Annotated in this window: 21 protein-coding genes; 14 read left to right on the top strand and 7 right to left on the bottom strand. The window is 43.7% G+C overall.

Annotated elements, in window-relative coordinates; translation table 11 throughout:
• Nucleotides 1-74 precede the first annotated feature (74 nt).
• Nucleotides 75-1250 carry a hypothetical protein gene (locus tag R8G66_04260; GenBank protein MDW3191547.1) on the top strand — a complete coding sequence of 392 codons (1176 nt, stop codon included), beginning with the start codon at nt 75-77 and terminating at the stop codon, nt 1248-1250.
• 149 nt (nt 1251-1399) lie between these two features.
• Nucleotides 1400-1930, top strand: a complete 531-nt coding sequence (locus R8G66_04255; protein MDW3191546.1) for a YceI family protein — start codon at nt 1400-1402, stop codon at nt 1928-1930.
• Here R8G66_04255 and R8G66_04250 read toward each other — a convergent pair.
• Together R8G66_04250 and R8G66_04245 are read right to left on the bottom strand one after the other, a co-directional pair.
• Nucleotides 1927-2559, bottom strand: coding sequence for a PAS domain-containing protein (locus R8G66_04250; protein ID MDW3191545.1), 633 nt, complete (start codon nt 2557-2559; stop codon nt 1927-1929). The two genes, R8G66_04255 and R8G66_04250, sit on opposite strands and share 4 nt — an antisense overlap.
• Nucleotides 2560-2629: 70 nt before the next feature.
• Nucleotides 2630-5095, bottom strand: coding sequence for a TonB-dependent receptor plug domain-containing protein (locus R8G66_04245; protein MDW3191544.1), 2466 nt, complete (start codon nt 5093-5095; stop codon nt 2630-2632).
• 282 nt (nt 5096-5377) lie between these two features.
• Between R8G66_04245 and R8G66_04240 the strand changes: the two genes are divergently transcribed.
• From R8G66_04240 to R8G66_04225, 4 genes are all read left to right on the top strand, one after another.
• A complete protein-coding gene (locus tag R8G66_04240) occupies nt 5378-7285 on the top strand; it encodes a S9 family peptidase (protein MDW3191543.1) in 1908 nt (635 codons plus the stop codon).
• A gap of 20 nt (nt 7286-7305) precedes the next feature.
• On the top strand, nt 7306-7902 hold the full coding sequence (locus R8G66_04235) for a Crp/Fnr family transcriptional regulator (protein MDW3191542.1): 597 nt from the start codon (nt 7306-7308) through the stop codon (nt 7900-7902).
• A gap of 96 nt (nt 7903-7998) precedes the next feature.
• The gene (locus R8G66_04230) at nt 7999-8310 is read left to right on the top strand and encodes a putative quinol monooxygenase (GenBank protein MDW3191541.1); all 312 of its coding nucleotides are present in this window, start codon (nt 7999-8001) and stop codon (nt 8308-8310) included.
• Between the two features lie 5 nt (nt 8311-8315).
• Nucleotides 8316-8987, top strand: coding sequence for a type 1 glutamine amidotransferase domain-containing protein (locus tag R8G66_04225; protein MDW3191540.1), 672 nt, complete (start codon nt 8316-8318; stop codon nt 8985-8987).
• Nucleotides 8988-9046: 59 nt separating this feature from the next.
• Here R8G66_04225 and R8G66_04220 read toward each other — a convergent pair whose 3' ends face one another.
• From R8G66_04220 to R8G66_04210, 3 genes are all read right to left on the bottom strand, one after another.
• Nucleotides 9047-9784: an SDR family NAD(P)-dependent oxidoreductase gene (locus R8G66_04220; protein ID MDW3191539.1), complete on the bottom strand. Its 738-nt coding sequence runs from the start codon at nt 9782-9784 to the stop codon at nt 9047-9049.
• A 76-nt stretch (nt 9785-9860) separates the two neighbouring features.
• Nucleotides 9861-10409, bottom strand: a complete 549-nt coding sequence (locus R8G66_04215) for a Crp/Fnr family transcriptional regulator (protein ID MDW3191538.1) — start codon at nt 10407-10409, stop codon at nt 9861-9863.
• A 35-nt stretch (nt 10410-10444) separates the two neighbouring features.
• A complete protein-coding gene (locus R8G66_04210; protein MDW3191537.1) occupies nt 10445-10969 on the bottom strand; it encodes a DUF427 domain-containing protein in 525 nt (174 codons plus the stop codon).
• Nucleotides 10970-11307: 338 nt separating this feature from the next.
• On the opposite strand from R8G66_04210, the gene rsgA reads away from it, so the two are divergent.
• The 8 genes from rsgA (at nt 11308) to R8G66_04170 (ending at nt 20318) form a co-directional block, all read left to right on the top strand.
• Nucleotides 11308-12384 carry a ribosome small subunit-dependent GTPase A gene (gene rsgA, locus R8G66_04205; protein ID MDW3191536.1) on the top strand — a complete coding sequence of 359 codons (1077 nt, stop codon included), beginning with the start codon at nt 11308-11310 and terminating at the stop codon, nt 12382-12384.
• 442 nt (nt 12385-12826) lie between these two features.
• A complete protein-coding gene (locus R8G66_04200; GenBank protein MDW3191535.1) occupies nt 12827-14233 on the top strand; it encodes an RtcB family protein in 1407 nt (468 codons plus the stop codon).
• Between the two features lie 3 nt (nt 14234-14236).
• The gene (gene prfH, locus R8G66_04195) at nt 14237-14872 is read left to right on the top strand and encodes a peptide chain release factor H (GenBank protein ID MDW3191534.1); all 636 of its coding nucleotides are present in this window, start codon (nt 14237-14239) and stop codon (nt 14870-14872) included.
• 101 nt (nt 14873-14973) lie between these two features.
• Nucleotides 14974-15564 (top strand): hypothetical protein, encoded by a 591-nt coding sequence (locus R8G66_04190; protein MDW3191533.1) that lies wholly within the window; start codon nt 14974-14976, stop codon nt 15562-15564.
• Nucleotides 15565-15813: 249 nt separating this feature from the next.
• Complete coding sequence (locus R8G66_04185) at nt 15814-16779, top strand: phosphotransferase (GenBank protein ID MDW3191532.1); 966 nt, start codon at nt 15814-15816, stop codon at nt 16777-16779.
• Nucleotides 16780-17002: 223 nt separating this feature from the next.
• Nucleotides 17003-17878 (top strand): inositol monophosphatase family protein, encoded by an 876-nt coding sequence (locus R8G66_04180; GenBank protein ID MDW3191531.1) that lies wholly within the window; start codon nt 17003-17005, stop codon nt 17876-17878.
• A 134-nt stretch (nt 17879-18012) separates the two neighbouring features.
• Entirely contained in the window at nt 18013-19185 is a 1173-nt protein-coding gene (locus R8G66_04175) for a glycoside hydrolase family 5 protein (protein ID MDW3191530.1), read from the top strand.
• 17 nt (nt 19186-19202) lie between these two features.
• Nucleotides 19203-20318: a Gfo/Idh/MocA family oxidoreductase gene (locus tag R8G66_04170; protein ID MDW3191529.1), complete on the top strand. Its 1116-nt coding sequence runs from the start codon at nt 19203-19205 to the stop codon at nt 20316-20318.
• On the opposite strand, the gene R8G66_04165 is transcribed toward R8G66_04170, so the two are convergent.
• Together R8G66_04165 and R8G66_04160 are read right to left on the bottom strand one after the other, a co-directional pair.
• Entirely contained in the window at nt 20315-21025 is a 711-nt protein-coding gene (locus tag R8G66_04165; GenBank protein MDW3191528.1) for a DUF2470 domain-containing protein, read from the bottom strand. The two genes, R8G66_04170 and R8G66_04165, sit on opposite strands and share 4 nt — an antisense overlap.
• Nucleotides 21026-21064: 39 nt before the next feature.
• Nucleotides 21065-22420, bottom strand: a complete 1356-nt coding sequence (locus R8G66_04160) for a DUF3179 domain-containing protein (protein MDW3191527.1) — start codon at nt 22418-22420, stop codon at nt 21065-21067.
• Nucleotides 22421-22590: the final 170 nt, after the last annotated feature.

Here is a 22590-nt window from a genome sequence, read left to right as displayed (position 1 = left end):
GCTTGATAGGATAATATGCCCGGTTCGAAAAGATCAATTATAAACTTTCAGGAGCGTTCGCGCATCTTCGATTCATGGAAAATTCGGATCGTATCGAGAGTGCCAGTCTGTTCCTTAAAATCTGGTTATTCATGTTGTTGATGGTTTTGGGATTGAATGGACATGCACAACAGGGGCAATTGAGGAATTCTTTTTACTTATCTCCTTTAGTGGTTGTAGTTGCGGAAGAGGACAATGAGATCATTTCAACGAGTTTACTTCAGGACTATCAGGATGAGATCGGTACTTCTTTTCTTCAACTTGAGAGCAAGATGACTGATGATGTGGGACAAATCGTATCAAAACTGAATCAAGTACTTAATGATTCTTCGGGTATTGACCTCCAGCGTGTTTATCTCCTGATTGTCGGTAGTTCAACTTTTATCGATAAGTACCAGTTGCTGACGGAATCTTTGTTTTTCTCCAGCCATCGGGTATTGTCGGAAAATTACCCTTTGATCGAAGATGATCTCCGAAAAATTGTAACGGATTTTTTGAAATCGTATTTGTGGGACATCCGCCTTCATGAAATAGAATATGATCATGTGAGTGATTTACGACAGAATGCGATTGAATCGGGTATGCATTTCAATTCGCAATTGATAGTCCCATTCTACGGTGGTTTCGAAGCGACCCTCAAACCGGTCTTTAATGCCTATGGATTGGGTTTCTATCATCAGTGGAGCCCAAGGTGGCAAGTATTCATGAACATAAGTGGTAGTCTCAATGTGCCGGGTAGGAGCAAAATACAACGCGAAGTAAGTGCGGCAATTTTTGGCGAAGAGGATGAGATCAATATTGATATCCTGGCCCATATGTACTGGTCATTCGGTTTAGAAACACGGTACGTCTTACCGAACTGGAATCAGAAACTAAGACCCTATTTAGGGTTACAATTGGGCTATTCAGCTTTTCGAGTCGCTGAAAATACCATTGAGGTAGATCCCTCTGATTTTTCAGGCAGCTCCCTGTCACCGTCGGACGGTTTTGACGGTATTGAATTTGAAAAAGTCACCGGCATGAATACCGGAATTACTGCTGGATTGTATTATCAGACCAATCCAAAGTGGAGGGCGGATTTCGGAGTAAAATGGAGCCAGGATTCAAATACAGGACCATACCTCAATCATCTGTCCATATCTGTCGGATTGCAATTCAGATTTGCCAAAAGAAAAGAACTGTTTTATAACTATATCACACTTGATCAATAGCTAAGTAGGTACCAATTTCTATCGTTGGTGTTCGTTTATTTGGAAGTGATGAGCAATCAAATCATCGGTTGCTCATTCACTTCTTTTTTCTTGATGTTGAACCAAATGGCACTCCGTTTGCTTTGTTGACTAGTGATTTTTATGAATTTATGAGAAACTTGATCATCATTCTTGTCTGCTTCATCATTAGCCCGGTCTTTTCACAGTCCTGGCAGATTCGAGAAGGTGCGGAAGTCACCTTTTCAGGAAAGAAGGCCGAGGGATCTTTTCAGGGTTTAGCTGGGACCATTCAATTTAATCCGGATGAATTGGATCAGGCAAAATTTGATGTCAATTTGGATGCGAGTAGCATTGAAACAGGAAATAATACCAAAAACAAACATGCAAGAAGTGAGAACTGGTTTTTTGTGAAGGAATATCCCAAAATCCATTTCAGTTCAACTTCCGTTATCAAGACCTTCGATGGTTATCTTCTGACCGGGACATTGGAATTGAGAGGAATCAAGAAGACATTATCCTTTCCTTTTTCGTTCTCTGATTCAGGAGATGCTGGCGAATTCTCGGGTTCTTTCCGGATCAACCGTAAAGACTTTGGAATCGAGGGCAACTTCATGGAGTTCATGGTAGGAGATGAGTTTGAGGTGAAGGTGAGGGTGCCTGTGTCCCAAATAGTCGATTAAACCACTACAGGCTCTTCAGGTTCCTGTTGAGCAGAATTTCCCAAATCATTGATGTTGTGGATCACCTTATCCAATTGATGCACAGTTTTGCAAAGTGTTTTGACGAGGTTTCTTTGGTGCTCAAACATAAAGCCCGTGGAATCGAGCATTTTAACTAATCCTATGATGTTGGAGACAGGCCCACGTAATTCATGTGAATTGGAGTACTGCATTTGATGGATCACGTCAGTGGCTTGCTTGAGTTTGTCCTGCAATTCTATTTGTTCGGTGATGTTGGTGGCAAAGCCCAAACAAGAGGCCATCTTGCCACTTTCATCTCGTTCATAGACACTGCAATAGATCTGAAAGTACAGGTAGTTCCCTTTTTTGTGACGCAGGCGGATCACTTTTTCCACATGTTCACCTTCCTTACTGGCATTGAGTTCACCATCCATGCTCGCACTTTTTTCAAGATCATCCGGATGGACGATCTCGATCATTTTTTTCTTTGCGAATGCATTGAGTTCATCTGCTGTATATCCTAGTAGTTCCTCAAATTTCTTACCCGAGAAGAGCCGCTCATTGGTCTTCTTATCGTAAATATTGAAAGGGATAGGAGAGGCATTGACAATGGTTTGAATGGGATTCATGCGGAATAAGTTAAAGATTTACGTCAATGCCTCAAAGTTTTGGAATAAAATATCAATCAGCACAAGACAGTTACTCTACATACAAAACGTCTCTTTTGTACACCGGTTTCCCAGTAGAAGTAATTCCTTCCAAAAGGATGTCAAATACACCTTCCTGGTCTGAAGTATAGAAAGAGACTGATGAGGTATCATTTTTCACCAGAATATTGGGATTCCAATACAAGGTGGAACGATAATCTGGTTTTCCTGCTGAGTAATCAATGATGTCGTAGCTGGGTGAATAAAACTCTTTGGCAACGGAGAAACCTGGGTAAGTGACCCTCAGGATATTCTTAGGTACTACATATTCGCCACCGTTGCGTCCCCGGCCTCTTTTTGTGTACACCGCGAACACACCACCAAATGCCTGAGGTCCATAAATGGTCGTTCTGGGACCTCTTAATACGTCGACAAATTCCACATCTGTGGGTGCCATGTTTGAAATCGTACTGGCATCTACCGGAACGCCATCTAACAAAAACATGGGCCCTTCCGTATCCCCACGCAGACTTGCCGTACTTCTGATGGTGATGGTTTGGTTAGGAAAAGCCCCATATACGCGAACTCCAGGGATCCTGCCCTGTATTACATCGAAAATAGACACACCGGTGATTGCAGCCTGTATCGAGTCCATCACCAAACGGTTATTGGGCTTCTGGTACAACATGCCATATTCTCTAAAATTCTTTTGAATGGCCACTTCGTTCACGGCTTCCACGGCCACTTCATCTAAAACCACGAAATCATCTTCATCGAAATTGAATGCCTGATCGATCTGATTGATCTTTGCTCTTTGTGTCAAATAGGAAGCGATCCGATCCGTATCATGCGACTGATCAGCGAAGTTGATGTCATCCACGGGTAATGGCTGATCCGGAAGAAGTTGCACGTATACATTGTCCTTTTCTTTCCCCGTTTTTTCAACGATCCTTTTGCCTTCGAACAGGAGTTTTGTAGAATCGTAAAATTCAACGTTCTCGAAAAAGAATTGTCCATTTTCGTCGGTCTCACTTTCCAGGTATAGGAATTCTTCATTCATCACACTCAAGGATACTATGCCCTGAACCGGATTGCTGCCATTCGCCTTATTGGATATCTGACCCTGGATCGTGATGTTGCGCTCCGGCAGGTAATTAAAGTTCTGATCTTCTCCATTCAGTACTTCATCCCAATTGAATCGTCTCCATCCCTGCGTAAGCATGAGCGATTCTAATAATTGATAAGCCTCTTTTTTGCCACTGAAATAATACTCCGGATCTTCAATGTGGCCCCGTAAGTCGGAGCTCAACAGCAAGAAGTTTCTGATGTTTTGTTGTAAGGGATGTATCAGGATTTGATCCCGAGGCGTGATCGAAAGCGATAAATTCTGAAAATCTTCACTCAAGTTTTGCTCAGTTAAACTGGATAATGTCAAAGAAACTTTGTCGCGCTTGCCATAATTCTTTTTTCCGTCGATACTGATCTCATCAGATGCCTCAGGGAGGTTTACGGTGACGATCCTTTCCGACCTTGGTACGCCATCACCGTCAAAGAAAGTAAGCTGACAGATCCCTGTAGGAAAATCTGCCTTGTCGATGCTTGCGCTTAACCCCTTTGAGCCATTGACAACTCTAAGGAACTCTTGTCCATTTTGGTGGCCGAGCAACATGCCGCCTTCAAGGCTGGTCCCTTTGGCATAAACCCCAAGAATGATTTTTTCTGAGTCAAAAGAGTGAGTGGCTTTAATTGAATATCCTGTTTTTTGAGCTTCGGGAAGATTAAACGCCTGGGTTTTGCCCTGATAATTGACTCTTGCCGTATAAGACTGATCGGTTTGCGGAGTAAGAATGAAACGCCCCATGCCTTTCGCAATTGATTTGATGGACGTCACTACGTAGCCATCCTGGTCGATGATCTGTCCTTCTATATCAATACCAATTCCAGAAGCATTTAAAGCTTTGAAGCCAATAATTGTGGGGACTCCCGTGATGAGGTCACCGCCTTCAGGAAAGAAGGCAAGATCGAATTCATCTGATGGGACAGTTTCCTGAGCACTTTGATCTTGATTTCCCTGATTGTAAGTGCTGATCACTTCGAAAGATTTTGTGAATAGGAAAGACTGGTCAAAATTCCTGCTCCAGTTGGTGTAGGCACGTAAAGCATACTTACCAGGTTCAAGATTGTCAGGTAATTCGATATGTCCTGCACCACCCTGGTTATTCAATTTGATCTTACGTCGTTCGACAACTTCCAATTGCTCATTGATCAGTTCTACTTCAACAACATCACTGACTGGGGGAAGCGAAGGATTGAACGCATCTACCAGATACGCTTTGAACCAGAGGTCTTCGTTGTTGCTGTAGTAAGGTTTGTCTAGATGTAGGTAGAGTTTTTCCTGCGGAAAATCACTCACATATTTCTGTAGCTTATTGACAATCTGATTGTGATTTGTATTGGGTGCAATCAGCGCCAAACTGAACAAAGCGAGTACATTGAGAATCAATAGGGTTCTTTTCATGGCTTCAAATTGTTTGGTTCATGCTCTTTTTTACAAGAAGCATGCCTGAGCGGTTTATGATCCAAATAATGGTATGAATGGTTTCGGTTATTTTGAATTTCCTGTAATAATAAGCGTATAATTCGTCAAAAGGTTTGATGAATTATATCGAAAGGAGAAGTCTTGTCTTTTTATTACAGGTAATGCTAACTAATTCCGCATGATTGGCATGCAGATCCGAGTATAGGAAGGCTTTTAGAAATAGAATTGGGCTAACTTTATCGAGACCTAATCTGATGTATTATGAGAAGCATTTTTTGGCTTTTGGGCCTGGCGATCACTTTTTCTACTTGCGCTCCTAAAGAAGAAACCCCAAAACCTCCTAAGCAATATACCATTGAGCAGTTCATGGATATTGTAAGCATTTTCGGAGGTTCGTTTTCCGCCGATGAAAAATCAGTCCTGATCACCAGTAAGGAGACGGGCGTGTATAATGCTTTTGCGGTGAATATCGAGACGGGTGAGCAAGAACAGCTGACCCAGTCTGAAGAAGATGCCATTTTCGCAGATTCTTATTTCCCGGAAGATGATCGGATTGTTTACACGGCAGATCAGGGAGGGAATGAACTGGATCACATTTACATCAGAAATACAGATGGTTCCAGTATAGACCTGACACCAGACAGTGCCAAAGCAACATTGTACAAGTGGAACGTAGACCGAACGGCCATTTTTTGGGCCTCCAACAAACGAGATCCAAGGTTTTTCGATATGTATCGGACGGAGGTCGCCGGTAAAGATGTGGAGAATGGGATCTATAACACCGTAAGCATTTATCAGAATAACAATGGATTTACCCCTTCTGCCATCAGCGATAACGAACGCTATATTGCCTTGCAAGAAACGATCACCACTTCCAATTCTAATGTTCATTTATTGGATACAGAAACGGGAGAAACTCAACTGATCACCGCGCATGAGGGAAATGAGGCCAATACAGCTCAATTCTTTAGCGTAGATAATAAAAAGCTGTTCCTGACAACCAACCGAGACCAGGAATTTACTTATTTGATCAGTTATGACCTTGAAACTGGAGAGCGTAAGGTGGAAGAAACCGCAGATTGGGACATCATGTATAGCTACCTCTCTTTGAAAGGGAAGTATCGTGTGACTGGTGTCAACAATGACGCGAGAACAGAGATCCGAATTTGGGATACCGCTTCAGGAGAACAAATCTCGATTCCAGGCCTGCCTACTGGTGACATCACAGGCGTAAATATATCCGATAGTGAAAGCAAAATGTCCTTTTACGTCAGCAGTTCAAAATCACCTTCAAATCTATTTGTCTATGATTTTGGTAATGCTGCATTGAAGCGACTCACCAATACGATGACCGATGAGATCGATTCGGAAGACCTGGTGGAAGGGGAGGTGATCCGGTATGCGTCTTTTGATGGGATGGAGATCCCTGCCTTGTTGTACAAACCAAAAGTCATTAAAGAAGGAGCAAAACTGCCGGCCTTATTGTATATCCATGGCGGACCAGGTGGCCAAACAAGACTCAATTACACCCCTAGAATTCAGCACTGGGTCAATAATGGCTATGTGGTGCTGGCAGTTAATAACCGGGGAAGCTCGGGATACGGTAAGACGTTTTTTCAGGCGGATGACCTCAAACACGGAGATGAAGATTTGAGAGATTGTATTGAATCAAAGAAATTTCTCCTCGAAACTGGTTATGTGGATCCAGATAAAATTGGCATCATGGGCGGTAGCTATGGCGGCTACATGGTGATGGCAGCCCTCGCCTTCGCTCCGGAAGAGTTTACCATAGGTGTCAACTATTTTGGCGTGACCAATTGGCTCAGAACGTTGAAAAGCATTCCACCGTGGTGGGAGTCATTCAGGGAAGCATTGTATCAGGAATTGGGCAATCCGTTTGAGGACAGCTTGTCGCTCTACAACAAGTCACCATTATTTTTTGCGGATCAGATCACGAAGCCCTTTATTGTACTTCAGGGGGCCAACGACCCTCGTGTATTACAAGTCGAGTCGGATGAAATAGTGGAAGCAGCGAAAGCCAATGGTGTGCCAGTGGAGTATGTGATTTTCCCTGACGAAGGGCATGGTTTCGTGAAAAACGAAAACAATATCACTGCTTCGAAACGTACGTTGGCATTTATGGATAAGTATTTGAAGGGGACCGATTGATTTGAAATACATTTGGTTATATGAATGACCAGTTGTCTTTCGCGGCACTTTACTTACACCTGAACAAGGAAACCAATTTAAGTTCAGAGGATTTTGAGGCATGCAAAGGGTTTTTTGAAATACAAAACCTGAAAAAAGGACACTTGATCAGTGAACCGAATTCTCTGATCGATTCCCAGTCTTTTGTGGTGAAAGGATGCGTGCGTGCTTACTTTCAGGAGCACGAATGGGAACGTGACTATACATTGCTTTTTGCGATAGAGGAGTGGTGGATCGGTGACTTCATGGCCTATCATACGGATTCACCTTCGACCTTATTTGTAGAGTGCCTCGAAGATTCCTCTCTGATTACTATTTCGAAAGAAAACCTGGAAAAGCTCTATCATAAAGTGCCCGCTCTGGAGACTTTTTTCCTTCGAAAACTGGAGCGTGCTTATGCGGCTAACCATCGCCGGATCCTGGCGATGTTGAAAGACCCTGCTGAGAAGCGATATGCTGATTTTTTAGAGCAATTCCCATCAATTGAACAACGGGTAAAAAACTATCAGATCGCCTCCTATTTGGGCATTGCTCCCGAAAGCTTGAGCAGAATTCGCAGGCAATTGGCCAATTCTTAACATAGGTCAATTTTTTCAATCCCCTTACTAACGGACCTCAATACCCCAGGTCCGCACCTGCAAATAGCTTTACATTCATCCTTAATCAAACAAAAGATGGAAGACACAGTAATCACAATCTTTGCCAAATGGCAGGTGAAATCCGGCAAACTCGCTCAGGTACTTACAGCCCTGGAGGCACTGGCTCAGAAGAGCCGGGAAGAGGAAGGAAACCTTTCCTATCAGGCCCACCAATCCATTGGTGAAGATGATTGTATTCTTCTTTTTGAGACTTATCGGGATCAGGAAGCATTGGAGGCTCATCGGACTTCAGTGCATTATCAAGACCTGGGATTGAATACGATCGTGCCACTATTGGCCCACAGGGAAGTCTCGACTACTAAGGAAATTTTCAAATCAAAATCTTAAAGATCATGTCAAAAAAAGTATTATTCATCGTATCAAGTGCTCAGGAAATCGGACCCAACAAACGCAAGACCGGCAACTACTTACCTGAAGTATCACACCCTTATCATGAATTTGTTGAAAAGGGCTATGAGGTGGCATTTGCCAGCACGGCCGGGGGAGAAGCACCCATCGATGGTCTGGAGCTGACTGACGATCCCTTGAATGTGGATTTCCTCAATGGAGAAGGTATTGCCCTCGCGAAAAACACCCAGAAGATTGATGCAGTGGATGTGGCCAATTATGATGCCGTATTTGTTCCCGGAGGCTTAGGCCCAATGGTGGATATGCCCGAAAATTCAGATGTGCATAAGGCCATTGCTGATACTTATGAAAGAGGAGCCATTGTAGGTGCAGTATGTCACGGCCCTGTTTCATTGGTGAATGTTACCCTTTCTGATGGAACACCTATTGTACAAGGAAAAACCATTGCTTCCTTCACCAATGAAGAGGAGGAGGGATATGCCAAGGAAGATGTGCCTTTCTTATTGGAATCAGCATTGAAAGAAAAAGGAGCAAAATTCTTGTCTGTCAGCCCATGGCAAGCCAACAGCATCGCCGATGGTCGATTGGTTACGGGGCAGAATCCAGCATCTGCCAAAGGGGTTGCTGAGAAGATGATTGCCCTTTTGGAAAATTGATTATCATAGACACGGAATCAGATAGGAGTTTGTTGATACAAACTCCTTTTTTTATGCCTTTAAGATTTTTCTCCTCCTCCTCTCATAATTCGATCCGCTAAGGAGGGACTCAGACGATTGATGAGCTTTTGCAGTTTGACTTTTCCGACATTCACTTCATATCGATTTCGCCGAAAAGCTTGAATGAATTCTTCTGTCAATTGTTCTGGACTGATTTTTCCACTGCCTCTTCCGGCGGTCATTTCGGTATCAACCAACGGAGGAATCATCTCAAAAACCTTCACTGTCTCCAGTTGATAACGTAGCGATTTTGAAAAAATGTGAAGTCCCGCCTTTGTTCCACAGTACACCGGGGCTTGTTTTTTGGGTACCAGTCCTAATCCGGATGAAACATTGACAATGGCTGCATTTTCCTGATTTGTAAGCACCGGAAGCAATGAATTGATCAGAAGAATTGGAGCAGTAAGGTTCACCTGAATTTCGTGATCGATCCTTGATTCCTGGTCTTCTTCTCCAAATTGGTAATTGTATTGAATACCTGCATTGTTGATCAGTATATTCATGTCCGGATGATCTTCCCGTACAAATGTGACTAACTTTTGAAGGTGTTCCGGTTGTCCCAGGTCGCATTGAAAAGGAATGATTCGTTGATCAGATTGGGCAAGTGACTGAAGCTTTTTTTCATTTCTACCAACCGCAATGACTTGATTGTCCAGGGCTAAAAACTTGTCGAGGAGGGCCTTTCCAATCCCCGCAGAAGCTCCGGTAATCAGTATTTTATTTTTATTCAATCGCATACATCAATCTTTGGAAGCAAATCTGAATAGACCGCTACCCAAATTCATTTACATATGTCAATAAATAGGCATGGACTTATTTATTCGCACGGATACGACTGAGCTGCGTAGGTGTTATTCCTAAATAGGAGGCTATGTGGTATTGAGGAATACGCTGATCAAGACCAGGATGTTCTTGCTGGAAAATGGCATATCGTTCCTTAGCTTCCAAAGTCACCAGTTGAATTTCCCTTTTCTCCTTACTGACAAAAAAGCGTTCGGCCAGCGTTCTTGAAAAGCGCTCAACGAGTGGGTATTCATCATAAAGGGCTACGATGCTCTGATAGGGTGAAGTCCAAATTTCGCAGGCAGTAAGGCACTCGATATCAATTCGGTTTACCTGTCCTGTGATTAGTGATGAATAGGCGCCAATGAGTGAATTCTCTTTGAAAAACGTTTTGTTGTAGGTTGTGCCATCAGATCCTCTAAAAAATGCCCGCAATACCCCGGAGGTCACAAACCCCATGTTTTTAGCGTATTCTCCTTTACGTGCAAAAGCCTGCCCTTTTTCGTATGTTCTGAATTCAAATCCATCGAGCATTTTCTCCATGGAATGCGCGTCCATAGGAGCAATATTGGAGATCACTTGTCGAAGATTATCAAGTGATTGGTCCGTGTTATTTACCATCCCCAGGTACCCGCTCCTCCTTTGAAAGGGCCTACGATTTTAGAAGTGATCCAACCCCCATAAAAGTCTCCTTCCTGAGCCTGTACTCGTTCTTCGCCAACAAAGCAGGATTCCATTTTCGAGGCGTAGACGGATACGTGATCTTTCAGGGCACCAAATCTGCGATTGGGAGATGGATAGCCCCATGCTGCAAATTCGGCAGTTTGATCACCTGCCTGGATATGGTAATAAATGGCCTCTCCTTTGAATTCACAAAAACTGATGCGATCTGTACGGATTAATGTGCCTTTTTTGAATGCCTGAAGAGGTAGATAATAAGTAGGAGGGTGACTGGTCTCCAATATGCGATAAGACTGATTGGTATTGCTGATTTCCTTCCCATTAAAGATGATTTTCAGGTGTTGAGTCACCGGCTCAATGGCAGGAGGACGGGGATAATCCCAGACTGACTCCTGACCTGGCTTTGGTTTAATTTTCTTGATGTTCATGAGTTGAGTGGCATTGATTAGATAACTCACGAGATTCAATTTAGTTGTGGACTTCCAGTGCATGAGTTTTACAGAGGAAAGAGCTTGAAGATAAGATTCATTACCTTTGTTCTTTTATGAGTAATACGCAATACACATTACCTGCCGCTATCTCGGTGCAGTAGACAGTCGGCTGCGTTAGGTCACTAACGAGTTACTGTCGTTTCTTTCTATTCCCCAGTTGCTGGGGTGTTTCCCTGTGTTTTTGGATTGATACAGCATGCTGTTTTGCTATGCATGATATGATAATTATTCTTAAACCTGGTCCTAAACGAAAAGCAACTCAACTATTGCTCGCAATGATGTGAGCCAATCAAATAATGATCAAAATGAAAGAAATACAATTAGAAGCACTTGGGTATAACTCAACTTTAGAAAACTATAGAAATGAAAATCAACTGGATGCCTTTTTGGCTGGTAGGGTAATTATTGCACAGAGAGAACGATACACCGTTCTGACAGAAACCGGCCAACTAGAGACGGAACTACTCGGCAATTTTCGATTTACAGCAGAAAGTCGGGCGGATTTTCCTGCCGTAGGAGATTGGGTGGTCGTTTCTCCCTATGACGATCAAAAGGGACTGATCCATGCAGTATATCCCAGACATTCTCTGTTGGAAAGAAATGCCGTTGGAAGAACCGCTGAAAAGCAGGTCATTGCGGCCAACATTGATTTTGGATGGATTGTACAATCACTTAACAGAGATTTCAGCCTCAATCGGTTGGAACGCTATGTCACGATTTGCCATACAGCCGGGATTACACCGGTTATTCTGCTAAGCAAGATCGATCTGGTAGAGGAAAGAAAGCTGAAAGAGGCTGTGAAGGAAGTACAGGAAAGATTTCCTGATGTATCAGTATTTCCTTTTAGCAATGCCAATAGCTCAGGTCTTGCTGCAATTCAATCGACCTTAGAGCAAGGTAAAACCTATTGTTTATTAGGTTCTTCAGGAGTGGGGAAGTCAAGTTTGATGAATCTCCTTTCTGGTGATCAATTGATGGATACAGGTGAGATCAATGACCGCATCGGTCGAGGCAAGCACGTCACGACCCATCGGGAGTTGATCCAGATGCCCTCAGGTGCCTTATTGATCGATAATCCGGGTATGCGGGAAGTAGGAATTGCGGATGGTTCGAGTGGATTGGAAGTCACTTTTCAAGAAATAGAGGAACTGGCCCAGCATTGCAAATTCAAAGACTGTACCCATGTCAATGAAAAAGGCTGCGCGATATTGGCTGCGCTGGATGCCGGTGAATTGAACGAGGAAATGTATGAAAACTACATGAAGCTCGGACGAGAAGAAGCACATTACCGCGCCACCGTTCAAGAACGTCGAGAGAAAGAAAAACAATTTGGTAAGATGGTCAAAGGCATCATGAAGCAGAAGAAAAAGGATAAATATTGAATGATTAAGAAGAAAAGCGGCTCGGAAGGGCCGCTTTTTTAAATGACTGATAACCTGATGTTTAGGTTGCTTTCTTGAGTCGCTTTGGGGTGTAGTTATAAAAAAAAATCAAACTTTTTTTGCAGATCTGATGTAAGTGCTTCTAGTTTTGCAATGTTCATCCTTATCAAGAAAGGAGTCTCATATGTTGGAGCAAACATACCATATCGCACAATAGACCGGACAGAGATTTTTAAGCAATCTCATTGAAGAGTATCCGGTCCTGATGTGAAAACGTCAGGACTTTTTTTATGCTCTTTTTTCAAGGACGAGTCAGCCAATAGACGAGATCACCGTTTAGGCGTTCCTCTTAAATCCGGTCCACCTCAATTACAAATTTGATTTTCTAAGAATCGCCTGTCCGTTCGATCGGATGTCGGTTCTGTCAACATTTTAATGCTTTATGGGCAAGGTTAAGTTGCGGGGTAAAGACCTCCGACAAATTGATTATACCGATAACAAGGCCACTAGTCTGGCCATTGGGATCATTTCAAAATATTATAAACACGCTTCGAAATCGGAGCAACTGAACTTATTACAGGATGTAAGAATCAATTACGCGAACTATTTGGATGACCCTTTACTGGGGCCTCTGGCAGCGGAATTTGAGCCACAGCTCGAGTTGAAGGACAAGCAAGAGATCGCCTTACAGCGAGAAAGTGGAGATTTTCAGGTTTTCGGAAGGAAGCAAATCTCCAGCAACGCTTATCAGCAAATGGAATTGGCCATGCGATTGCCAATTGCCAGGAAAGGAGCGATGATGCCCGATGCTCATCAGGGTTACGGACTGCCAATCGGTGGAGTACTCGCTGCAGAAAATGCAGTCATACCTTACGGTGTAGGGTTGGACATTGGATGCCGGATGAGCCTGAGTGTATTTGATCTGGATGTGAGGTACCTGCAGAAGCATGCCTACCAGTTCAAAATGGCTCTGAAAGAGCGTACCTGCTTTGGTTCGGGAGGAGAGCTGAATCTCCGGCAAGAGCACGAGATACTAGATCAGGAAGCTTTCCAAATGACGCCATTACTTCGGCAATTGCACGGCCGGGCAGCTAAACAGCTGGGTACATCAGGGTCAGGAAACCACTTCGTGGAGTTCGGTCTGGTACAATTGGGTGAGTCGAATGATTTTGGACTGCCAGCAGGCGAATACGTCGGATTACTTTCGCATTCGGGTTCACGCGGACTAGGTGCTACTATCGCCAAACATTACATGGGCATTGCCATGGAGCAATGTCTGTTGCCGAAACAAGCACATCACCTGGCCTGGTTGGACTTGTCCATAGAATCGGGGCAGGAGTATTGGTTATCGATGAACCTTGCAGGTGATTATGCGAAAGCTTGCCATGATCAGATCCATTATCACCTGGGGAAATACCTTGGGATCAAGCCAGTTGGAACGATAGAAAACCACCACAATTTCGCCTGGAAGGAAGTACAGGAAGATGGTGAAGCTTTGATTGTTCATCGAAAGGGTGCTACACCTGCGGCAGAGGGGGAACTGGGAATTATTCCAGGGTCTATGGCCACACCTGGTTACATCGTTCGAGGAAAAGGTAACGATCGCTCCTTGAAGAGTGCAGCTCACGGTGCTGGGCGTAAAATGTCCAGAAAAGCAGCCCGGGAATCTATTTCGGGAAGTGAAATGAAAAAGACCCTGAGCCGTAATGGCGTGACGCTGATTGGTGGAGGTACGGATGAGGCTCCGATAGCCTACAAAGATATCGAGCAGGTTATGCGCTATCAGTCGGATCTGGTAGATGTCGTGGGAACGTTCTTCCCAAAAATTGTAAGAATGGATAAAGCATAAGTCATGAAACAAACCATTTATGTACAAATATCAGCAGGAAGAGGACCTGCAGAATGTGCCTGGGTAGTTGCACAGGTACTGAAGGAGTTGATGGCTTTTGCTCGACAGAATAAGCTTGAGGTGGAGACCATTCATAGAAACCAGGGACAAGAGCGGGGAACACTGAACTCCTGTCTGGTAAAGGTTTTAGGAAAAGAGGTGGAGCAAATTATTCAACCATGGATTGGAACGATTCAGTGGGTAGGAAAGAGTCCATTTCGGAAATTTCATAAGCGAAAGAACTGGTTTGTGGGAGTTTCTATTTTCAAGGAATCCAACATGATGAAGTTTAGTGAAAAAGACCTGGAATTCAGCACCTTTCGCGCTTCTGGTCCAGGGGGACAACATCGAAACAAGGTAGAGACAGCCGTAAGAGTGGTTCATCATCCAAGCGGACTGGCGGTTACTGCCAGTGATTCGAAATCACAGCATCAGAATAAGAAAGCGGCGATTGCTAAGATGAAGATGGCTTTGGAGCAACATCAGATGGAGCAATTGCAGGCACGTGTGGATGATCAGTGGCGTGAGCACCTTGCCTTACAAAGAGGCAATCCGGTAAAAGTGTTTGAAGGGCGGGATTTTAAAGCAAGGAAGGTATGAGGCCAATGAACGTTATAGAAAAGCGTTTGTCAAAAGTAAGGCAGGTTGAGAAGGAATGTAATAAGTTATATTCAGCCAAGTGTAACCTTGCTCTGATCCCGTTGGATAAGCCCATTAGACATGGCTGGTACAGGGAATATGTATTGCGTGATGATATCGCGAGACGTAAGGACGCTCACGTGTTTCTGGAGATCCTTGATGCTTGCGGGAGTAGTGAGTGGGGGCTTACGAAGCGAGAGATTGAGGAACAGTGGGAACGAGTTACGTGGAGCAAAGATTATTGGCAATGGCCTGGTTTTCGACGCATTGGAAAGCGGGCCTATAGAAGACTTTCTGTGAGGGCAAAGAAGTACTTTGGACATTATGAAGTGAGATGGAATCCCTGGCAGGGAAGTGTGAGGAGGTATCATTGTCATGTACCTGAATATTACTTTATTCCAAAATATACCAAGGCCTATGTGACGCATCTTCAATCAGTAGATAGTGAAATCGATAGTAAAATATCCAGACTTGAAAATCAATTATTGTCAGATGAACTGTACCCTTACTCCTGGTGGGCAGCAAATGGTTTGACCAACAAGTTCATGCGGAAATGGGAGATAAGAAATGAGCGACGAATGACTAAGATAGCTTTGCAACAATATGACGAGGAATGCTATGATCGATGGGCTTACAAAAAGGTTTCTTATTGATTAGATGAATTTGAGGTAGTGCTTTAAAACGTTATTCTCGAAAAATGTTCACCTTTCTTAAGGTGAACATTTTGTCGGGAATCTCCAGCGCAATAAAGTGCCAGTGATATTAGTGTTTATTTTTCTTTCTTGATTAGAAGAAACCATAAACCTTTAGCAACGCGCTGAAGACGTTTTTATGCCCGAGAACTTCATGTTTAAAGTCTACCATGAAAATAGATATTCACTGCAATACCTTATCATCGCACCATGATTGATCTCGAAAAGGAAATCATACAATTGACAGGTGCCCAATCCATCAAAAATACAGAGGTGATACAAACACTTTGGAGTGGATATGGTATGATCAAAAGGTACCTGTTGGAAGGAGGGAAATATCCTGGTTTGGTGGTCAAACACGTCGATTGGTCGGATCAGAGTAATCATCCAAGAGGTTGGAACACATCTACTTCCCATCAGCGGAAACTGAAGTCTTATCAAGTCGAAAATTGCTGGTATCAGGAATACTCGTCATTGACCACCGGCCAATGTAAAGTCCCTGAATTATTCCATTACAAAGCGATCAAGGATGGCCTATTGTTGATCATGGAAGACCTGGATCACAGTGGATTTGATTTGAGATATAATCCTGAAACGGTACAACTAGATCAGGTTAAGTGCGTATTGACCTGGCTGGCAAATTTCCATGCAACTTTTATGCATACCTCACCGGATGGTTTATGGGATATTGGGACCTACTGGCACCTGGATACCCGACCTGATGAGTGGGGCGATATGCGGAACAAAGACCTGAAAGCCGCTGCATCGGCCATTGATCAACGACTTCAGGACTCCACTTTCCAGACCCTGGTCCATGGAGATGCCAAATTGGCCAATTTCTGTTTTGGACAAGCTAATCAAGTGGCTGCGGTGGATTTTCAATATGTAGGAAGAGGTTGTGGAATGAAAGATGTTGCCTATTTTCTTAGCAGTTGTTTTGAGGAAGAGGAATGTGAGCGATATGAGGACTTGTTACTAGGTCATTATTTTGAAGCACTTAAACAAGCCCTGCCGTCAGCTTTTGATTTCAACAGCCTTGAGGAGGAATGGCGTCCACTGTATGCCTTTGCCTGGGCAGACTTCTACCGCTTTTTAGATGGTTGGAGTCCTGGCCATTGGAAAATGCATGGCTATAGTAAACGACTCACACAAGGAGTCATTGAACAATTGGAGTGAGGTTTAAGATTTTTTTTGAAGCTCAAAAGTGCTGAAATCAACTTAAGCGTCATTCCTGCGAAGGCAGGAATCTCATAGTTAGATGTACTAAATGATTTCGAGATTCCCGAACAAAGTCGGGGATGACGATCTTTTATTTTAGGCTTAAGTTGATTACAAAGATTTTAGATTAGGAGGGGATGCTTCAACGTCTTAAATTGCTTATGAGGTTGAACACGCTCAAATGAACCTGAACCAGTCACAACTATTCAAACTCCAACAAACCGCCAATCACGCCGCTACCCACGCAGGGCATTACATCCAATCCCAACTCGACCAAACTCATGAAGTTCAGGGAAAGTCTGGTGGCGATAGCTTAGCATCACAAGTCGTCACTGAAGTAGATCTCAGAGCTCAGGAAATCATCCTGAGTCTCTTGAATCCATCCATACAAAAATTTGATCTGGGACTATTGACCGAAGAAACGATTGATGACCTGTCAAGATTGAATAAAGACTACTTCTGGTGTGTGGACCCTCTGGATGGAACCTTGCCTTTTACCGAACGCCAACCTGGTTTTGCTGTTTCCATTGCCTTGATTGCCAAATCAGGTGATCCCGTAGTAGGGGTGGTTTACCTTCCTAACGAAGCAAAATGCTATTCGACTATAAAAGGAGAGGGCGTAGTGCTAAATGATAAACCTTTCAGCAGAGCAACCTTACGTGATGATCAAAAGCTCCATTGGTACATGGATCGAAGTTTCATGTCTACTAATTTCTTCGATGAGGTGAAATCCAAGATGCACGCTTGGGCCAAAGAACAGCAATTGGATTTGGAAATGTATTCAACAAATGGTGCTGTAGCCAATGCCATCGGTGTAATGACCTCCAAGAACGGATACTATTTTAAATTTCCCAAGAAGACTAACGGAGGAGGAAGCATTTGGGATTATGCTGCGACACGGCTGCTGTTTGAAGAATTGAATCTACAAGTATCGAACGCAAATAGAAAGCAGCTTCATTTGAATGATCCGGAAACGACTTTCATGAATCGACAGGGGGTGGTTTATGCTACTTCGCATATTGATTCAGATTTGGTCTTGCAATTAATGGACCATTGATAAGTAGTTGGACATTCGGTTCAACTAGGGTTTTTGAACCGAATTGGAACGAAAAACAGACCTACCTGCTGCACACGATAGCCTTTTCTGGATTCCATTATCTATTTTGACTCTTTGCATTTCTTGAACCGAATATGAAAAATAGCATGACCTTCAAAGGGCAATCATTTAAAGCTGGGAAGTATGGATGGATGATCATTTTTTTGATCCTCTTCATCGCGTGTGGGAAAGATGAAGTGACTCCTGAAATGGAAGAGGAAGAAACACCTCCTGAGGAACCGGTCACCTCGAACGAGGCGCCCGGAATTGGAGACGCCCGAGATATCAGTTCTTCAGATCTGGTTGGGGAAATGGGAGTAGGTTGGAACCTGGGAAACTGGTTCGATGTGACGGACCGGAACAAGACATTATGGGGAAATCCAACGCCTTCCAAGGCCATGATCGATCTGGTGAAGTCCATGGGTTTTACCACGCTGAGAATCCCAGTTACCTGGGGTACACACCAGGACGAAAATGCTCCTTATGAAATTGAGTCGAGTTATCTCAATCAAGTACAAGCCGTGGTTGATTATGGATTCGAAAACCAGATGCACGTCATCCTCAATGTTCATCATGACAATGATTGGGTCGTACCTAGTGCAGAAACAGCCGCAACAACCGAAGCGCGTTTGGCGAGTTTATGGACGCAAGTGGCCAATCATTTTATTGCGTACAATGATTCTTTGATTTTTGAAACCCTGAATGAGCCCCGAATAGAAGGCATACCTGAAGAATGGTCTGGGGGTACCGTGGCAGGAAGAGGATTTATCAACGATTTTAATCAGGTCGCCGTAGATGCCATTAGAGCTACCGGAGGAAACAACGAACTCCGACATATCATGATTCCTACCTGGGCGGCCAGTACGGTTCCCGCAGCCATGGAGAGCCTGGAAATACCAAATGAGGATCCCAAAATCATCATCTCACTGCACACCTATTTTCCCTGGCCATTCGCTGGAGAAGCTTCCATTTCCTGGGGTACAGAACAGGACAAATCCGCTTTGGAAGCCGAATTGGATAAGGTCAGAGACAAGTGGATTGTGAATAAGGGTCGACCTGTTATTTTGGGAGAATGGGGCTCTGTTGAAGAAAATCCACTGGAAACTCGGATTGATTATGCTCGATTCTATGCCACAGAAGCCAAAGAAAGGGGCTTGCTGACTGTTGTTTGGGATGATGGAGGTAGGTTCAGGATGTTGAACAGGCACGGGCTTAGTTGGGATTATGAATCACTAGCGGCTACTATTGTTGCAGCCTCTCGCGATTGATTACAATTTATTGAGACATGAACAGAAGAAATTTTAATAAGAAAGTACTCAAGGGAACAGGCGGTGTTGCCTTATTAGGTAGCATGCCTTTTTCCAGTTGTGCTGAGGATCAAAACGGCGAATCGCTAGGGATAGCTCTGGTCGGTTTAGGGAGTTATAGTACGTATCAATTGGGCCCCGCACTGTTGGAAACCAATCATTGTCATCTCGCTGGAATTGTGACCGGAACCCCAGCAAAAGAACAGCAATGGGCAGATAAATATGGTCTTAAAGAAGAAAGCATCTACGACTATGAGAATTTCGATGAGATCGCTGACAATGATGCCATAGAAGCAGTCTACGTCGTGCTACCCAATTCCATGCATGCTGAATTCAGTATCCGCGCTGCCAAAGCAGGTAAGCATGTGATTTGTGAAAAGCCAATGGGCATGAATGTGGCGGAATGTGATGCGATCATCAATGCCTGTAAAGAAGCTGGAGTAAAATTAGGAATGGGCTATCGCTTGCATTCAGAACCCTACACACAGGAAGTGAAACGATTGGTGCGCGAGAAAACGTTTGGAGAAGTGCGATTCATTTCAGCGGATGCCGGCTATTATTCAGGAAGCAATCCAGACCAATGGCGATTGGATAGAAAACTTTCTGGTGGTGGGGCGCTGGTTAATATGGGAGTTTACGCGATTCAATCGGCGATTTATGGAACCGGTCAAAATCCTACCTCGGTTTCGGCCCAGGAATTCAGTACGCGTCCCGAGTATTTTAGAGACACAGATGAGACGATTACAGCACAATTCGAATTTCCAAATGGCGCCATCGGAAATATCACAACTTCTCACAACATGAACATCAACCGGTTGTATGCTTCCTGTGAGAAGGGGTGGTTCGAACTGGAACCAGCCAATAATTACGGCCCTTTGAGTGGGCGTACTTCGACAGGGGAGATCAGTTTCCCACATCAACGGCAACAAGCATTGCAAATGGATGATTTTGCCAAACATATTTTGAAAGGAGCACCCAATCTCGCACCTGGTGAAATGGGCAAAAGAGACATGATCATTGTAGAAGCCGTCTATCGATCCATCAAAGAAGGAGGGGAGCGCATTCCATTGCGTTTAGGAAATATGGGGCTTTAGGCTTTCGCCGCTTTTGATAAAGCCACGAATGCTTCTCTGGCTTGTTTGGCATCAGTAACTGGGTTTTCGAACGTGAATCGTAATTTCCGGTCATCTACAAACACATCGAATCCTTCCGTGTCGATACCCACCATGCGTACTTGTTTGTCTTCCGTTTTGATTTGCTGGAAATGCGAGGAATACAGCGCTAGATCCTTTTGGTGATCTTCATTCATGTGATTGATGATGTAGGCTTCACTTTTCCCGTTAAAGGGGTTTTGTAGGCAAAAATCTTTGGCATCCAGCCAATGAATACGACCGAACCCACCAATATATCGAATGTCTTTGATGTCCAGTCTATAAAAGGAAAAGTCGTGGGCCTGATGATAACCAGCGGATTTTGGGAAGTGTCGATAGTATTTTTCGGGTGTGACTTCATCCTCTGTAGGGAGTTTTTCCATGTTACCCACTAAACACAAACGTCCATTGGATTGAACATTATTACTTTCTCTCAAAATGGTGATGCTACACCTAGGATCGTTCATGAGGTTTTTGGTGTGTTCAGCAATCGTAGAAATCAAAATCACAGGAGCACCAGCCTCATCTAAACAATAAGGAACCACCGATCCAAATGGAAATCCTTCCAGTTTCACAGATAAGGTGGACAATACGCCAAAGCTTCGACTATTCAGCAGTTCACGTGCTTCTTTAAGGGCTTCCTGACTCATGGGAGCAAGATAATGCCGACAGCCGGACCTAACAGGGATTCACTTGACTAATCTCGTTTCCGGAAATGCAGCATGCCAGCCAAACCAGAAAGCGCGATGATGAGGTAGCCGAGCAAGTTTATCCCCTGTATCGGAATAAAGGGCATCTTCTCTGATTTCCCAGGTAATTCCTGTCTCATCAAGTACGGTGAATGGATTTTTATACTTTTTGAAGGTGATTCGCTGGCTCTCGTAAACTCGATTGCCTCCCGTCTTATCTGTCAGAACAACAAAAGCATTGCCATTAATCTGATCATGGTAGATGTTGTTTTTCACTAAGAACTTTGCTGAAATAGCCAACGCCTCCTCAGCGCTTTTTTCCAATCGTATGGCCAGTACTTCATCCTTGTTTTTTAGTCTGCTATCGATTTTGGGAACGGTAAACATCAATTTGTCCGTAGCGAAATAGTCCTGATAAGCGACCCCTTCACCATAATCTCTTCTGTGGCCGGTTTGTAAAGAGAGTACTTTCGTTTCCGGATGTCTGGCCTTCCATTCTTTCCAGGTGGTGGTTACCACACTACGCACCTTGAACCTAATATCCTCGTGTATCAGTGGACCAATAGCCGGTTCTCCCCAGAGGGTATTCCATAAGGATTGGGTGGCTTGATCATACATCAATTTATTGGATCGGTACAAGAACCCACTCGTTCCCATTGCATGGTTTTTGCCCTCGATTTCTGTTTCGTAGAGGATGACCGTGCCACACAAGGTGCAATACACGCCTGCAACTTGTACACCACCTACCTCATCCACAAACATTTCGTGCCAGGCCAGGATCCTTTTCGGATAAGCCCTTATATCTCCGTTTACTTCGATCCCGAAAACGACGTGATCGTCATTCAGGTAACCAGCTTCTGAAGCCGTAATCATGAGTGGACTTCTCAGCGGAGGGATGCCATCTTGTAAAACACCTCCCCATCGAACTTCATCTAGCCGAATATTGCGAGTAATCATTCGGTCTTTAAAGTATCGATAGAACTTGGGGTCGATTTGTTGGTACAATGCTGCCTTGAAATCTGCATAGTAGTGAGGGACGTTTTCAGGCTTGCTCCAGATGTACTGGTACCATTTGTCCAGATCAAAACCATATCTTTTGCCTGTATGAGATTCCAGTACTTCTCTTAACGCCAGAAATAGTTTAGGATCATCCGCGAAGTAGAAGATTTCCAGGAACAGTGGGATATAGGCATCGTTCCAGTTGTTGTCGAAGTATTTAATGGTCTCTAATTTAGAAGCCATTGAACCGGGTTCAATGATGGAGGTAAATAACTTTAGTTCATCATCCTTGTCCTGGCCTTTGACTGAAAAGAGAAGAAATAATGTAGCAGTCAATAATAAGCATACCTTTCTCATACAGCTATAAGTCTGAATAGTCCTTAGAAGATTCGTTAAAGCGTACATTTTTGAAGTAGTTGTCTTGGAGTATACGATAATTGGAATTTTTCTGAAGTTGATGAAATGTTGACCTTACTAAGATGGTTTTGTGAATTTTGAATAGTATATGATTCAATATCGTTTTAGTT

It is taken from the genome of Cytophagales bacterium (genome assembly GCA_033344775.1).
In the GTDB taxonomy this organism is placed as follows: Bacteria; Bacteroidota; Bacteroidia; order Cytophagales; family Cyclobacteriaceae; genus JAWPMT01.
Note: the sequence above shows the minus strand (reverse complement) of the source record. Positions and strands in the feature narration are given on the sequence as shown.